The organism is Serratia sp. DD3, from assembly GCF_000496755.2.
Genome location: NZ_AYKS02000071.1, coordinates 116,157 through 130,833, shown reverse-complemented (window position 1 = coordinate 130,833; position 14,677 = coordinate 116,157). Strand labels below are relative to the sequence as shown.

Here is a 14,677-nt window from a genome sequence, read left to right as displayed (position 1 = left end):
GTCGTGAGAGGCTTTTGACATGCTGAATATCGTTTTATTTGAACCCGAAATTCCACCTAATACCGGCAATATTATCCGTCTGTGTGCTAATACCGGTTTCCAACTGCATCTGATCGAGCCGATGGGGTTCCCTTGGGATGATAAACGCCTACGCCGAGCCGGGCTGGATTACCATGAGTTTGTCAGCATCAAGCGCCATGCCGATTATGCGACTTTCCTCGCCAGCGAAAACCCCCAGCGGCTATTCGCTCTGACCACTAAAGGCACACCAGCACACAGTGCGGTCAGCTACCAGGCTGGGGATTATCTGCTATTTGGCCCAGAAACCCGCGGCCTGCCCGCCAGTATTCTGGATGAGCTACCTGCACAACAGAAAATTCGTATCCCCATGCTGGCCCAGAGCCGTAGTATGAACCTGTCAAACGCTGTCTCGGTGGTGGTTTATGAAGCCTGGCGCCAATTGGACTACGCAGGTGCACTAATCAAAGAGTAGCGCGTACAGTTGATATTACGCGAGAGTGGTGTTCAAAAGTGCACCGTGCTTTTATCCGGCAACTTGATTTCACTGGGGTATATACCCAAGTTCAAAGAAATTGCAGGTAGACGGCAAGCGCTGGTCCGCAGGGTGAACCTCATGGAAGAGGTTTATTAACCCCGATAAGCTTACATGGGTAAGTGATTCGGGTGAGCGAGCGTAGCCAACGCAGCGCCGCGCTGCCAACAACTCGAATTATTTAGTGTATAGCGCTAGATCCCGTCGCCATATTCAAATCCGTTATTGTCGCCGTTGAAGTACTGATCCATATCCATGGAAGGAGTATCACTTTCCGGGCGACCAACAATACGCGCGGGAACGCCAGCAGCGGTGGTATGTGGCGGAACCGACTGTAATACCACCGAACCTGCACCAATTTTTGCCCCTTTGCCCACTTCAATATTGCCGAGGATTTTAGCCCCCGCGCCAATCATCACCCCTTCACGGATTTTCGGATGGCGATCCCCCCCGGTTTTGCCTGTCCCACCCAGCGTCACCGACTGCAGAATAGAGACGTTATTCTCCACCACGGCGGTTTCACCGATCACAATACCGGTGGCATGGTCGAGCATAATGCCGCAACCAATGTTGGCGGCCGGGTGTATATCGACACAAAAAGCGACGGAGATTTGGTTTTGCAGATAAATAGCCAAAGCCTGACGGCCTTGCTTCCATAGCCAATGACCAATACGGTAAGCCTGCAAGGCATGGAAACCTTTCAGATAGAGCAATGGCGTTGAGTATTTATCCACAGCAGGGTCACGCAAGCGTACCGCCAGAATATCGCGGGCGGCGGAAACAATCATCTGTGCATCAGAACGGTAGGCATCTTCCACCACTTCACGCACGGCAATCGCTGGCATGATGGGGTTAGCCAATTTATTGGCCAGAATATAACTCAGTGCACTGCCCAGATTTTCATGCTTGAGCAAGGTCGCATGAAAAAAGCTGGCCAACATCGGTTCACATTCAGCCAATGCCCTCGCTTCTGATTTAATATTGTTCCACACCTGTGCTAACTCTTCTGACGACATCCCTTTTTCTCCGCCTCAAAAAAACAGCCTTTCGCCATCACTCCAGCACCCGAGCAATACCTCGGGGATCAAACACTGCGCTTTTCGTCTTTCTTGGTACGCCCAAGCAGGCTCAATGCTGCCTCACGGGCATTTTTATCACAATACAGCACTTGATAAACCTGCTCAGTAATGGGCATTTCCACCCCAAAACGCTGCGCCAGTGCCAATACTTCCTTGGTATTGCGGTAGCCCTCTACCACTTGACCAATTGCCTCTTGGGCTTCCTTTACTCCCATACCTTGCCCCAGCATAATACCGAAACGCCGGTTGCGAGACTGATTATCAGTACAGGTCAATACCAGATCACCCAGCCCAGCCATCCCCATAAAAGTGGCCGGATCGGCACCCAATGCTGAACCCAGGCGGCTCATTTCCGCCAAGCCACGGGTAATCAATGCGGTACGGGCGTTAGCACCAAAACCAATTCCGTCTGACATCCCGGCACCAATTGCAATCACGTTTTTAACCGCGCCCCCTAACTGCACGCCGATAAAATCCGGATTACTGTACACGCGGAAACTTTTGCCACAATGCAACAATTGCTGCAGGTCATCGGCAAACTGTTGGTCCGTGGCTGCTAGCGCGATAGCCGTAGGCAGCCCTGCCGCCAACTCTTTGGCAAACGTGGGCCCAGACAGCACCGCCAGTGGGATATCCGGCCCAAGCGCATCCCGTGCTACATCTTGCAGCAGGCGGCCGGTTTCGGTTTCTAGCCCTTTGGTGGCCCAGACAATACGAGCATCCTGACGCAGATGGGGCTTCAACTGGCGCAGTACATCGCCAAAAACATGGCTGGGAACGACCACCAGCACATCTCGGCTGGCGGCCAGCGCACGAGCCAAATCGGTTTCAAGCAACAAAGTATCGGGGAAGGGGACATCAGGCAGAAACGCCTGATTGCAGCGATCACGCTGCATAATTTGGATCTGTTCGGGGTTATGCCCCCAGAGCACGACCGGATAACCGTTACGTGCCAGTGTAATAGCCAATGCGGTGCCGTACGAGCCGGCACCGATGACAGTCATTGAAGCATTGACGCTACTCATCAGGCATCCTGACGCGGTTCAGCACCTTCCGTTCCCGCTGTTTCCGCCGCTTGCTGCTGCAAATAGCTCATGAACAGTGCGTCAAAATTGACAGGGGCCAGATTCAACTGTGGGAATGTACCGCGAGAAACCAGGTTGGTGATGCACTCACGCGCATAAGGGAACAAAATGTTCGGGCAGTATGCACCCAGGCAATGTGCCAACTGTGTACCTTCGATACCAGATACAGAGAAAATCCCTGCCTGTTGAACTTCACACAGGAAAGCAGTTTCTTCACCCAGAGAAGCGGTTACGGTAACACGCAGTACCACTTCGTACACCTCATCTGCCAGCAGAGTCGAGGCCGTGTCCAGATCGAGTTTCACTTCTGGTTGCCACTCTTGCTGGAATACCTGCGGAGCCTGTGGTGCTTCGAATGAGATATCTTTGGTATAAATACGTTGGATCTGGAAAGCCATCTCTGCGCTATTTTGTTCTGACATGTGTGTAATATCCTTGTTTAACGATGTTTATTGTTTAACTATGTTTATTGTTTAACTATCTTTATTGACACTCTGTGACTGGGATACCCCGTCAGCCAGAGCGAATAAAAACTTACTTGCCGCGAGCCAATGGCAGGTTTTCACCACTCCAGCCCGTAATGCCGTCTTTCAGAGTATAAACGTTTTCAAACCCGGCTTTGCTCAGGTTTTCTGCTGACGCGCGAGAAGTCGTACCATTGGCGCAAACCACAATCACAGGTTGAGCTTTGTGCTTTTCCAACTCGCCAAAGCTGCCACTTTTTATTTCGCTTGCCGTCAGGTTGATAGCGTTGGCGATATGGCCTTTACGGAAATCATCACGGCTGCGGATATCGACAATAACCGCGTCTTCTTTGTTAATCATTAGGGTAGCCTGACCTCGACCGATCTCTTTCACCTTAGAGAAACGGCTCTTGAAGGTCATGACGATCACAGCAATCAGTAAAGCGACCCAAGCCAGGCTCAGTATGGTGTTCCTACTAACAAATAGCATAATTTCTTGCAGCATGGGGGGTAACAACTCCCGTCAGTTAAGGGAAAATAAGTCAAGGCTTCAGAGTATACCTGCCGAATGCGGCAAATACAGCCAATAAGCAAGACCGGAATGCAGAAACTGCGGAGTAAATTGGAAAAATACCCTGATGAGAGCCAGAAATGCACCATCGTTAAGTGCATATTTGATCTCTCTGGGTTCTTTTTAGCCAGCTACGTTGTAGAATTACCCGGTTTGGGAGAGTGAATAGCCATCACTCCTGTGGGCTGATGGCTATTCACAACTTGTATACCTATCATCCTTCAAGTGACAAGCCGTTAATAGCTACTTGAAAGATGACACGTATAGCGATCATAAAAGAGGTTATTGCAATGTCGAGCACGAAAAAGCCCATGGTACTGGTGATCCTGGACGGTTACGGCTACCGGGAAGAGCAACAGGATAATGCGATCCTGAATGCCAACACACCCGTGATGGATCAACTGTGGCAGCAACAGCCACATACCCTGATTGCCGCTTCAGGCCTGGATGTCGGCTTACCCGATGGCCAGATGGGTAACTCGGAAGTGGGCCACGTTAACTTGGGGGCCGGGCGTATCGTGTATCAGGATCTGACCCGTCTGGACAAAGAGATTAAAGAGGGTGATTTCTTCACCAACTCAATACTGACCAACGCTGTCGATAACGCAGTAAAAGCGGGTAAAGCGGTCCATATTATGGGTTTGATGTCCCCAGGAGGCGTACATAGCCATGAAGACCATATTCTGGCCATGGTCCAACTGGCAGCACAACGGGGAGCCAAAGCGGTTTACCTGCATGCCTTCCTGGATGGTCGTGATACACCACCGCGCAGTGCTGAAAATACACTGAAACGTTTCAATGACCAATTTACCCAACTGGGTTGTGGTCGCATCGCATCGGTGGTGGGCCGTTACTATGCCATGGACCGTGATAACCGTTGGGATCGGGTGCAATTGGCCTATGATCTAATGACTCAGGCAAAGGGCGAATATACTGCAGATAACGCAGTCAGCGCACTGCAAGCGGCTTACGCTCGTGATGAGAACGACGAATTCGTCAAACCCACCGTGATTCAGGCCGCAGGTGAAGCCTCTGCCGCCATGAATGATGGTGATGCACTTATCTTTATGAACTTCCGTGCTGACCGTGCGCGTCAAATCACCCGTGCCTTTGTGAATGCCGATTTCGATGGTTTCCCACGGAGCAAAGTGGTCAAATTCTGTGATTTCGTGATGTTGACCGAGTACGCAGCCGATATTCAGACGGCCAGTGCCTACCCGCCAGAGTCACTGACCAATACCTTCGGTGAGTGGCTGATGAAACACAATAAAACCCAGCTACGCATCTCCGAAACCGAAAAATACGCTCATGTCACCTTCTTCTATAACGGCGGTGTCGAAGAGCCATTTAAAGGTGAAGATCGTCTGCTGATCAACTCGCCCAAAGTCGCCACCTACGATCTGCAACCAGAAATGAGTTCAGCAGAACTCACCAAAGAACTGCTGGCTGCGATCAACAGCGGTAAATATGACACCATTATCTGTAACTACCCGAATGGCGACATGGTAGGTCATACCGGCATTTACGAAGCCGCTGTCAAGGCGGTAGAAACTCTGGATAACTGCATCGCGCAGGTGGTTGATGCCGTGAAAGCCGTTGATGGCCAACTGTTGATCACCGCCGATCATGGCAACGCAGAACAAATGCGCGATCCCGCAACTGGTCAGGCGCACACCGCACACACCAGCTTGCCGGTACCGTTGATTTATGTGGGTAAAGCGGCCAAAGCAGTAGAAGGTGGCAAACTGTCAGATATCGCCCCCACCATGCTGTCATTGATGGGAATGGAAATCCCGCAAGAGATGACTGGTAAGCCGCTGTTCATCGTGGAATAATCCTTCTCCATGAAGGAGAAGGCCACTTTTGTATTATCAAAGGCAACGCCAAACGCATATTCAGGCAAGCTATCACGGCCTGAATATGCTGGGTGGTCGTTTGCTACCCTCTGCGCCAGTGTTTTTTTTGCTGGCGCATTGTTGTGGCCATTAACCAGCCACAGTGCAGAAGATAACAACTCCCAACTCAAAGACATCCAGCAGAGCATCGCAGAAAAAGAGCAGGCAGTTAAACGGCAGCAGCAGAAACGCAGTTCCTTGCAGGATCAGCTCAAGCAGCAAGAAAAAAGCATCGCACAAGCTAGCCGCGCGTTACATGGTACCCAGGGAACACTCACGGTACTGGGCAAAGATATTTCTGGCCTTAATACCTCAATCGCCAAACTGGAAAAACAACAAGCCACCCAGCAAGAAATCCTCGCCAAGCAACTTGATGCAGCGTTTCGACAAGGGCAGCATGGCGCATTGCAGCTTATTCTCAGTGGTGAAGAAAGCCAACGTAGCGAACGTATTCTCGCCTATTTCGGTTACCTCAATGAAGCACGCCAGCAATCCATAGAACAACTCAAGCAGACTCGCCGTCAATTGGCGGAACAGAAACGTTCGCTGGTGGCTAAACAAGGTCAACAAAAATCTCTACTTAACGAACAGCAAAGCCAGCAACAAAAGTTGGAGCAGGCGCGCAGTGCACGTAAAAAAACCTTGGTGTCATTAGAAGCCTCGTTGGAAAAAGATCAACAGCGGCTAGTGGAATTACGCCAGAACGAAACCCGTCTACGTGACCAAATCGCCCGGGCAGAACGTGAAGCTAGAGCCCGCGCCGAACGGGAAGCGCGTGAAGCGACTAAAGTACGTGAACAAGTGAAGGTCAAAGAACAGCAGGCGAAAAAAACCGGCACCAGCTATAAACCCAGTGAAAGCGAACGTTCATTGATGGCACGAACCGGCGGTTTGGGTCAGCCATCTGGGCAAGCGATGTGGCCAGTGCGAGGTCGCGTCCAACATAATTTTGGCGAACAACTGCAGGGTGAGTTACGCTGGAAAGGGATTGTGATCGAAGCTCGAGAAGGCAGCGAAGTAAAAGCCATTGCCGATGGCCGGGTTCTGCTGGCTGACTGGCTGCAAGGTTACGGCCTGGTGATCGTCGTTGACCACGGCCAGGGTGATATGAGTCTGTACGGTTACAATCAGAGTGCGTTGGTTAACGTCGATGCACAAGTGCGTGCTGGCCAACCCATTGCCTTGGTGGGTACCAGTGGTGGGCAGGGTACACCGTCGCTGTACTTTGAAATTCGTCGCCAAGGCCGAGCGGTCAACCCGGTGCCATGGTTAGGAAGGTAGCTTTGTACTATACCCGTTATACTTCAAGTTTCTTGGGTGTTAGCTGCGCTCAATCACCCCAGTCACATAGTTTTCTATGCTCCTGGGGATTCCATCGCTGCCATGCCTACAAGCAACTCGAATTATTTTGTGTATATACCAAAACAGGTATCGCCATGTTGCTGGGGGCGCTACTGCTCGCTAGCACTGTGCAGGCAGGAAAGTTGTCGATTGTAATCGATGATATGGGTTATCTGCCACGTGAAGACCATGCCATACTGCAAATGCCGGTAGCCATTTCTGTGGCCATCCTGCCTAATTCCCCTCATGCCCACCAAATCGCCACCCAAGCGCACAATCAGGGCCGCGAAATACTCATCCATATACCCATGGCTCCGCTCAGCAAACAGTCGCTAGAGCGTGATACGCTGCAACCCTCCATGAGCAGTGAAGAGGTTCAGCGCATTATTCGTGATGCCGTCAATAATGTGCCCTATGCGGTAGGGATAAATAACCATATGGGCAGCGCCATGACCTCCAGCCTACCGGGGATGCAAAAGGTGATGCAGGCGCTGGCCGGCTACCAGCTCTATTTTCTGGACAGCATGACCATTGGAAATAGTCAGGCCACACGCGCTGCCACGGGCACCGGGATAACGGTGATCAAACGCAAGGTGTTCCTTGATGATAGCGCCAACCCGAATGATATCCGCCAGCAGTTTAATCGGGCCGTTGATGTAGCACGCCGTCATGGTTCGGCTATCGCCATCGGCCATCCTCGCCCCGCCACAATAAAAGTGCTGCAACAGATGTTGCCGACCTTGCCCGGTGATATCGTCCTGGTGAAACCCAGCGCACTGCTTAATGAACCACAGCAAAGTCATGGCAGCGATACACCGCAACGGCAACCACACATCCTAACGCCGAAGTCACCATTTAGCGGCACCATCAAGCAGTGCAAGGTTAAGCTGCCGAAACAGGGGGTCAACACAGGTGACGCCTTGAAGGTGATTGGGGAAGGAGTGGCGCAATCACCCATCGTGGTATTAATTAAACGCCATTGGCAGAACTGGGCCGGTTCAACGCAAAACCTACAAAACCAACAAGATTAGCGGAGGAGCACGCCGTGGGCTCCTCCTGGCCGCTTAATCCCAGCTCAAGACGACTTTCCCGGATTGCCCGGAACACATGACATCAAACCCCTGCTGAAACTCGTCGATCGAGAAACGGTGGGTGATAATCGGTGTCAGATCAAGACCTGATTGAATCAATGCCGCCATCTTGTACCAGGTTTCAAACATTTCACGGCCATAAATCCCTTTGATAAACAGCCCTTTGAAAATGACTTGATTCCAATCGATAGACATATCCGAAGGTGGGATCCCCAGTAGCGCAATGCGCCCACCATGATTCATCGCATTGAGTAACGAACGGAATGCCGGTGGTGCGCCGGACATCTCGAGCCCCACATCAAAGCCCTCCGTCATGCCCAACTCGGCCATCACCGCCGTCAGGTCCTCTTTAGCCACGTTCACCGCACGGGTGACACCCATTTTGCGCGCCAGGTCGAGACGATACTCATTGACGTCGGTAATCACCACATGACGAGCGCCGACATGCTTACATACCGCAGCAGCCATAATGCCAATTGGGCCAGCACCGGAGACCAGCACATCCTCACCCACCAGATCGAAAGAGAGAGCGGTGTGTACAGCATTGCCGAAGGGGTCAAAAATAGCGGCCAGCTCATCGGAAATATTATCCGGAATTTTGAAGGCATTAAACGCTGGGATCACCAGATATTCAGCAAAAGCACCAGGGCGATTAACCCCCACTCCGGTGGTGTTACGACACAGATGAGTACGGCCACCCCGGCAGTTACGGCAATGCCCACAGGTAATGTGCCCTTCACCAGAAACACGATCCCCGATATTGAATCCTTTGACCTCTTGGCCAATAGCCACCACTTCCCCCACATACTCATGGCCAACCACCATGGGTACCGGGATGGTTTTCTGCGACCATTCATCCCACTTGTAGATATGAACATCAGTACCGCAGATGGCCGTTTTGCGGATTTTAATCATCACATCATTGTGACCCAGCTCTGGCTGAGGCACATCAGTCATCCAAATACCGGGTTCCGCTTTTAGTTTTGATAATGCTTTCATAGAAGTACCTTATGCAATAACACCCAGTGTCTTACCGATACGGATAAATGCCTCAACCGCATGTTCGATCTGCTCTGGTGTGTGATCAGCAGACATCTGGGTACGGATACGTGCCTGGCCTTGTGGTACCACCGGATAGAAGAAACCGGTGACGTAGATACCTTCTTTCAGCAAAGCGTTGGCAAAATCCTGCGCCAATTTGGCCTCACCTAGCATCACCGGAATAATCGCATGGTCAGCCCCGGCAAGCGTAAAACCGGCAGCGGTCATTTTTTCACGGAACAGCCGGGCATTACTCCACAAGCGTTCACGCAGTGCATCCCCTTGTTCCAATAGCTCCAGCACTTTGATCGACGCAGCCACAATCGCCGGGGCCAGCGAATTGGAGAACAGATAAGGGCGTGAGCGCTGGCGTAACCACTCCACCACCTCTTTTTTCCCTGCGGTATAGCCACCGGAAGCACCACCCAACGCCTTACCCAAGGTGCCGGTAATAATATCAACCCGGCCCATCACTTCGCAGTATTCATGTGTCCCGCGCCCATGGGCACCGACAAAACCCACCGCGTGGGAATCATCCACCATCACCAGTGCGTTGTATTGATCTGCCAGGTCACACACCCCTTTCAGATTGGCAATCACCCCATCCATCGAGAACACACCGTCGGTGGCGATCATGATGTGACGCGCACCATCCGCCTTGGCCTGCTTGAGTTGCTCCGCTAATTGATTCATATCGTTATTGGCATAGCGGTAGCGTTTAGCCTTGCACAAACGCACGCCATCGATGATGGAAGCATGATTCAAGGCATCAGAAATAATGGCATCTTCCGGGCCAAGCAAGGTTTCAAACAAACCGCCATTGGCATCAAAACAGGAGGAGTAGAGGATGGCATCTTCCATCCCCAGGAAACCCGCCAGTTTCTGCTCCAATTGTTTATGGCTATCTTGCGTACCACAGATAAAACGTACTGAAGCCATACCAAAACCATGGCTATCCATGCCCGCCTTGGCAGCAGCGATCAATGCCGGGTGGTTAGCTAGCCCAAGATAGTTATTGGCACAAAAATTGATAACATGGCGGCCATCGGCAACGGCGATATCTGCCTGCTGGGCGGAAGTGATGATACGTTCTTCCTTGAATAGCCCTTCGGCACGAGTGGTAGCAAGTTGTTGTTCTAACTGCTGATAAAAGGATGCGGACATTTAGTCATCTCCAAAATAGGGATATTTTGGGATATTTTACTGATTTATAACTAAGCTGACGACAATACACGACAGAGAAAATTAAAATTGCAGCAGATATCACGGCAAATGGCAGCGTCAATTAAGCGAATAGGATATTAACCATACCGCCGATGCTCCTGATGCAATGAAATGCTATTATAGGCGGCATATCAGAGTGAGCATGGTGCATCACCAAACAGAATATAGGGGTAAACCCAATGATTATCGTCACTGGCGGCGCTGGCATGATTGGCAGCAACATCATTAAGGCACTGAATGATCAAGGATATCGTGACATTCTGGTCGTCGACAACCTAAAAGATGGCACCAAATTCGTCAACCTGGTAGACCTTGATATCGCTGACTATATGGATAAAGAAGAGTTTCTCGTCAGCATTATGGCGGGTGACGATCTGGGTGATATCGAGGCTGTTTTCCACCAAGGTGCCTGCTCTTCCACCACCGAGTGGGATGGCAAATACATGATGGATAACAACTATCAGTATTCCAAGGATCTCCTGCATTTCTGTCTGGACCGCCAAATCCCCTTCCTGTATGCCTCTTCTGCTGCCACTTACGGTGGTCGCACCGATAACTTTATTGAAGAACGGCAGTATGAGCAGCCGCTGAATGTCTACGGTTACTCAAAATTCCTGTTCGACCAATACGTGCGTGAAATCTTGCCAGAGGCGGATTCGCAGGTATGCGCTTTCCGTTATTTTAATGTGTATGGCCCCCGTGAAGGGCACAAAGGCAGTATGGCCAGTGTGGCATTCCACCTGAACAACCAGATCCAGCGCGGTGAAAACCCCAAATTGTTCGCCGGTAGTGAAAACTTCAAGCGTGACTTTATTTATGTCGGCGACGTGGCGGCAGTGAATCTGTGGTTCTGGCAAAACGGCGTATCCGGTATTTTTAACTGCGGTACTGGCCGGGCGGAAACCTTCCAGGCGGTGGCGGATGCCGTGGTGGATTATCATCAATCAGGTGCCGTGGAATATATTGAGTTCCCGGAAAAACTGAAAGGCCGCTATCAGGCCTACACGCAAGCGGATCAAACCAAATTGCGCGCAGCCGGTTATAGCGCACCATTCAAAACCGTCGCCGAAGGCGTTAAAGAGTACATGGCCTGGTTGGATCGTACCGCTTAAGCTGAAGGAACGAATTTACGGTATGAAAATTCTGGTTATCGGCCCTTCGTGGGTTGGCGATATGATGATGTCGCAAAGCCTCTATCGCACCTTGAAGGCCGAGTATCCCTCAGCAGAAATCGACGTGATGGCCCCTGCCTGGTGCCGTCCTCTGCTGGCTCGTATGCCAGAAGTGAATCAGGCATTAGCCATGCCACTGGGCCATGGCGCCCTGGGGCTGGGTGAGCGCCGTCGTCTTGGTCATGCTCTGCGCTCGCAGGGTTATCAGCGTGCCTATGTGCTACCCAACTCGTTCAAATCTGCCCTGGTTCCCTTCTTTGCCAAGGTACCTTTGCGTATCGGTTGGCGCGGTGAGATGCGTTACGGTTTACTCAATGACCTGCGTGTGTTGGATAAAGCGGCGTTCCCCTTGATGGTGCAGCGCTATGTCGCCTTGGCTTACGATAAACAACGTATACACCGGGCGGAAGATCTGCCCCAGCCGCTACTCTGCCCACAATTGCAGGTCAGCGCCGGGGAAATCGCCGAAACCACAGCGGCATTTAACCTCACCGAGCAGCGGCCGATTATCGGTTTTTGCCCAGGTGCCGAGTTTGGCCCAGCCAAGCGTTGGCCGCACTATCATTACGCCACCTTGGCACAAGCGCTGATCAATCAAGGTTATCAAATTGTCCTGTTTGGTTCGGCCAAAGACAGTGAAGCGGGGGAACAGATCCGTGCCGCACTGGAAGAAAACAGCCGTGATTTCTGCCTTAATCTGGCCGGGAAAACACAGCTCGAACAAGCCGTCGTGCTGCTGGCTTCCTGCCAGGCAGTTGTCAGCAATGATTCCGGTTTGATGCATATTGCCGCGGCCCTGAATAAACCACTCATCGCACTGTATGGCCCAAGTAGCCCGGACTTCACTCCTCCGTTATCTCAGCAGGCCAGGGTGATCCGTTTGATTGATGGGTATCACAAAATCCGTAAAGGCGATGCTGATCAGGGTTATCACCAAAGCCTGATCGACATACAGCCCCAGCAGGTGTTAGACACGCTGATGCCACTACTTGCCGCCAGCGAGGAATAACCATGCAGGTACTGATCGTTAAAACCTCCTCAATGGGGGATGTACTTCATACCCTGCCTGCACTGACCGATGCCGTGCAGGCTATCCCTGGTATTGGTTTCGATTGGGTGGTGGAGGAAGGATTCAGCCAAATCCCCAGTTGGCACCCGGCGGTGGACCGCGTGATCCCGGTGGCACTTCGCCGTTGGCGTAAAAATTGGTTTGCTAAAGAGACCCGGCAGCAGCGCAACGATTTCAAACAGCAGGTACAACAACGCCAGTATGATATTGTCATTGATGCGCAGGGGTTAATTAAGAGCGCTGCGTTGGTGACGCGCCTTGCTCGCGGCAGCAAACATGGTCTGGATTGGCACAGCGCACGGGAACCACTAGCCAGTTGCTTTTATCAGCATCGTCATCCTGTGGATAAACAGCAACACGCAGTAGAACGTATACGCGAACTATTTGCCAAAAGCTTGGGTTATGAAAAACCGCATAATACCGGGGATTACGCCATTGCCGCGCGTTTTCTTAGCCATCCCCTTGCAGATGGCGGGAAATATCTGGTTTTCCTGCACGCAACCACGCGTGATGAAAAACATTGGCCAGAGCAGCATTGGCGTCAACTGATTGAATTACTTGCCCCTAGCGGGTTAAAGATCAAGCTCCCCTGGGGGGCCGAGCATGAACACCAGCGAGCTTTACGCTTGGCAGACGGGTTTGGGCATGTTGAAGTGTTACCCAAGCTGACTCTTGAGCAGGTAGCCGCCGTGTTGGCAGGCGCTAAAGCGGTGGTTTCAGTCGATACCGGGCTGAGTCATCTGGCTGCCGCCCTGGACCGCCCGAATATCACCCTGTATGGTCCAACAGACCCGGGGTTGATTGGGGGGTATGGGTTGAATCAGAATTCATTGATTGCGCCGAGAAAAAATATGCTAGAAATCACCGCTAACGCTGTCCGGACAGAACTACAAAAGGCCATCTAATGAAGAAACTGCATATTATTAATTTAGGGAAAATGGGTGGTGTTGAACGCCTGTTTTTGCAGTATATCAACGATACCACTGATAACAGTAACGAAGTAATTTGCATCAGCAGTGAGGTCGCTAAAGAAATTCGCCAACAGATGCCAAACCAGGCCGTGACGTTTGCCAATCGATTAATCAATTCACTCTCGCTGCGCTGCCCGCAATTTTTACGAAAATACCTGCTAACAAGAAAAATAGAAAGGGCCAATGCCGATGTGATCATCGTATGGGATCTGATTCCCGGTCTAGCAGCAAAACCTAAACGCGGCAAATTGATTTATTACGATCATGGCTGCTCCTGGCGTTATCCCAAAAATCATAAGACTCTGGGTTTCTTCGCTATGCTGGATGGTGTTATTTCTGCATCCCATGCGTCGAAACGCGTGATGGAATTACGTTTTAATTTACCCTGCCCAAACCCAGTAGTAATCAACCGTATCAAAACGCCAACAGGGCTTAACGATACCCCCAAGTTACTATCGCAACCAGTCAAGATCGGTACTGCTTCTCGACTAGTAAGTCTTAAAGGAATCAGCGTTTCCCTGCTGATGATGCAAGAGTTATTGCGTCGTGGACATCATGTTTCTTTAGAAATTGCAGGCAAAGGTCTAGACAGAGCAGCCTTTGAAGCTCTGGCTGAACGGCTACAACTCGGTGATCACGTCATATTCAGCGGTTTTCAAGATAATGTCGCAGACTTCTTTAACCGTATCGATATTTATATGAGTACACCGATTACCGAACCGTTCGGTTTGTCCTGTATGGAATCACTCTATTTTGGTGTGCCTGTAATATTCCCACTAATCGATGGTCAACCAGAGGCAGTGAAGGATGGTTATTGTGGTATTGGGCTAACACCGTCTATCACTATTGAACAGCATCAACATCTAACCGGCATAAAAGTTGATTTCCCGCATGATGTTTACGATCCACTCAGTGATTCACTCGTTAAGCCAAAATTATTGTCACATATCGATTGCGCAGATGCTGTGGAGAAACTGTTGGTGACAGATACTTACCAATTTCTCAGCAAAAATGCCCGTAATTACCCAATGACACATTTCAATTATGCAATGTTCAAGACTGATTTTGACCAGACTCTACTATCCTTGGCCACCCAGAATTAACCTAGTTGGAAAAACAGA

At 50.9% G+C, this 14,677-nt stretch carries 14 protein-coding genes; 8 read left to right on the top strand and 6 right to left on the bottom strand.

The annotated features are described in order from the left end of the window. Positions 1-19: 19 nt before the first annotated feature. The gene (gene trmL / locus IO95_RS13060) at positions 20-493 is read left to right on the top strand and encodes a tRNA (uridine(34)/cytosine(34)/5-carboxymethylaminomethyluridine(34)-2'-O)-methyltransferase TrmL (RefSeq protein ID WP_023491252.1); all 474 of its coding nucleotides are present in this window, start codon (positions 20-22) and stop codon (positions 491-493) included. 254 nt (positions 494-747) lie between these two features. Here trmL and cysE read toward each other — a convergent pair whose 3' ends face one another. The 4 genes from cysE to IO95_RS13040 all read right to left on the bottom strand — a co-directional run bounded on the left by cysE (position 748) and on the right by IO95_RS13040 (position 3,686). Then, the gene (gene cysE, locus IO95_RS13055) at positions 748-1,569 is read right to left on the bottom strand and encodes a serine O-acetyltransferase (protein ID WP_023491251.1); all 822 of its coding nucleotides are present in this window, start codon (positions 1,567-1,569) and stop codon (positions 748-750) included. A gap of 68 nt (positions 1,570-1,637) precedes the next feature. After that, complete coding sequence (gene gpsA, locus IO95_RS13050) at positions 1,638-2,657, bottom strand: NAD(P)H-dependent glycerol-3-phosphate dehydrogenase (RefSeq protein WP_023491250.1); 1,020 nt, start codon at positions 2,655-2,657, stop codon at positions 1,638-1,640. After that, positions 2,657-3,139, bottom strand: a complete 483-nt coding sequence (gene secB / locus IO95_RS13045; protein ID WP_037384815.1) for a protein-export chaperone SecB — start codon at positions 3,137-3,139, stop codon at positions 2,657-2,659. The genes gpsA and secB overlap by 1 nt, the downstream gene beginning before the upstream one ends. 112 nt (positions 3,140-3,251) lie before the next feature. After that, a complete protein-coding gene (locus IO95_RS13040; protein WP_023490537.1) occupies positions 3,252-3,686 on the bottom strand; it encodes a rhodanese-like domain-containing protein in 435 nt (144 codons plus the stop codon). Between the two features lie 356 nt (positions 3,687-4,042). Here IO95_RS13040 and gpmM point away from each other — a divergent pair, with 356 nt between their 5' ends. The 3 genes from gpmM (at position 4,043) to IO95_RS13025 (ending at position 8,019) form a co-directional block, all read left to right on the top strand. Further along, positions 4,043-5,587, top strand: coding sequence for a 2,3-bisphosphoglycerate-independent phosphoglycerate mutase (gene gpmM, locus IO95_RS13035; RefSeq protein WP_023490538.1), 1,545 nt, complete (start codon positions 4,043-4,045; stop codon positions 5,585-5,587). A 9-nt stretch (positions 5,588-5,596) separates the two neighbouring features. After that, the gene (gene envC / locus IO95_RS13030; RefSeq protein WP_023490539.1) at positions 5,597-6,928 is read left to right on the top strand and encodes a murein hydrolase activator EnvC; all 1,332 of its coding nucleotides are present in this window, start codon (positions 5,597-5,599) and stop codon (positions 6,926-6,928) included. 155 nt (positions 6,929-7,083) lie between these two features. Further along, on the top strand, positions 7,084-8,019 hold the full coding sequence (locus tag IO95_RS13025) for a divergent polysaccharide deacetylase family protein (protein WP_023490540.1): 936 nt from the start codon (positions 7,084-7,086) through the stop codon (positions 8,017-8,019). 33 nt (positions 8,020-8,052) lie between these two features. Here IO95_RS13025 and tdh read toward each other — a convergent pair whose 3' ends face one another. After that, positions 8,053-9,078 (bottom strand): L-threonine 3-dehydrogenase, encoded by a 1,026-nt coding sequence (gene tdh / locus IO95_RS13020; protein ID WP_023490541.1) that lies wholly within the window; start codon positions 9,076-9,078, stop codon positions 8,053-8,055. 9 nt (positions 9,079-9,087) lie between these two features. Then, positions 9,088-10,284 carry a glycine C-acetyltransferase gene (locus IO95_RS13015; protein ID WP_023490542.1) on the bottom strand — a complete coding sequence of 399 codons (1,197 nt, stop codon included), beginning with the start codon at positions 10,282-10,284 and terminating at the stop codon, positions 9,088-9,090. Positions 10,285-10,523: 239 nt separating this feature from the next. Between IO95_RS13015 and rfaD the strand changes: the two genes are divergently transcribed. The 4 genes from rfaD to IO95_RS12995 are packed head-to-tail and all read left to right on the top strand — an operon-like array spanning position 10,524 to position 14,659. Beyond that, on the top strand, positions 10,524-11,456 hold the full coding sequence (rfaD, locus tag IO95_RS13010) for an ADP-glyceromanno-heptose 6-epimerase (RefSeq protein WP_037384818.1): 933 nt from the start codon (positions 10,524-10,526) through the stop codon (positions 11,454-11,456). Positions 11,457-11,478: 22 nt separating this feature from the next. Further along, positions 11,479-12,525: an ADP-heptose--LPS heptosyltransferase RfaF gene (rfaF, locus tag IO95_RS13005; RefSeq protein WP_023488971.1), complete on the top strand. Its 1,047-nt coding sequence runs from the start codon at positions 11,479-11,481 to the stop codon at positions 12,523-12,525. A 2-nt stretch (positions 12,526-12,527) separates the two neighbouring features. Then, positions 12,528-13,490 carry a lipopolysaccharide heptosyltransferase RfaC gene (gene rfaC / locus IO95_RS13000; protein ID WP_023488970.1) on the top strand — a complete coding sequence of 321 codons (963 nt, stop codon included), beginning with the start codon at positions 12,528-12,530 and terminating at the stop codon, positions 13,488-13,490. After that, positions 13,490-14,659 (top strand): glycosyltransferase, encoded by a 1,170-nt coding sequence (locus IO95_RS12995; RefSeq protein WP_037384821.1) that lies wholly within the window; start codon positions 13,490-13,492, stop codon positions 14,657-14,659. The genes rfaC and IO95_RS12995 overlap by 1 nt, the downstream gene beginning before the upstream one ends. The last annotated feature ends 18 nt before the right edge of the window (positions 14,660-14,677 follow it).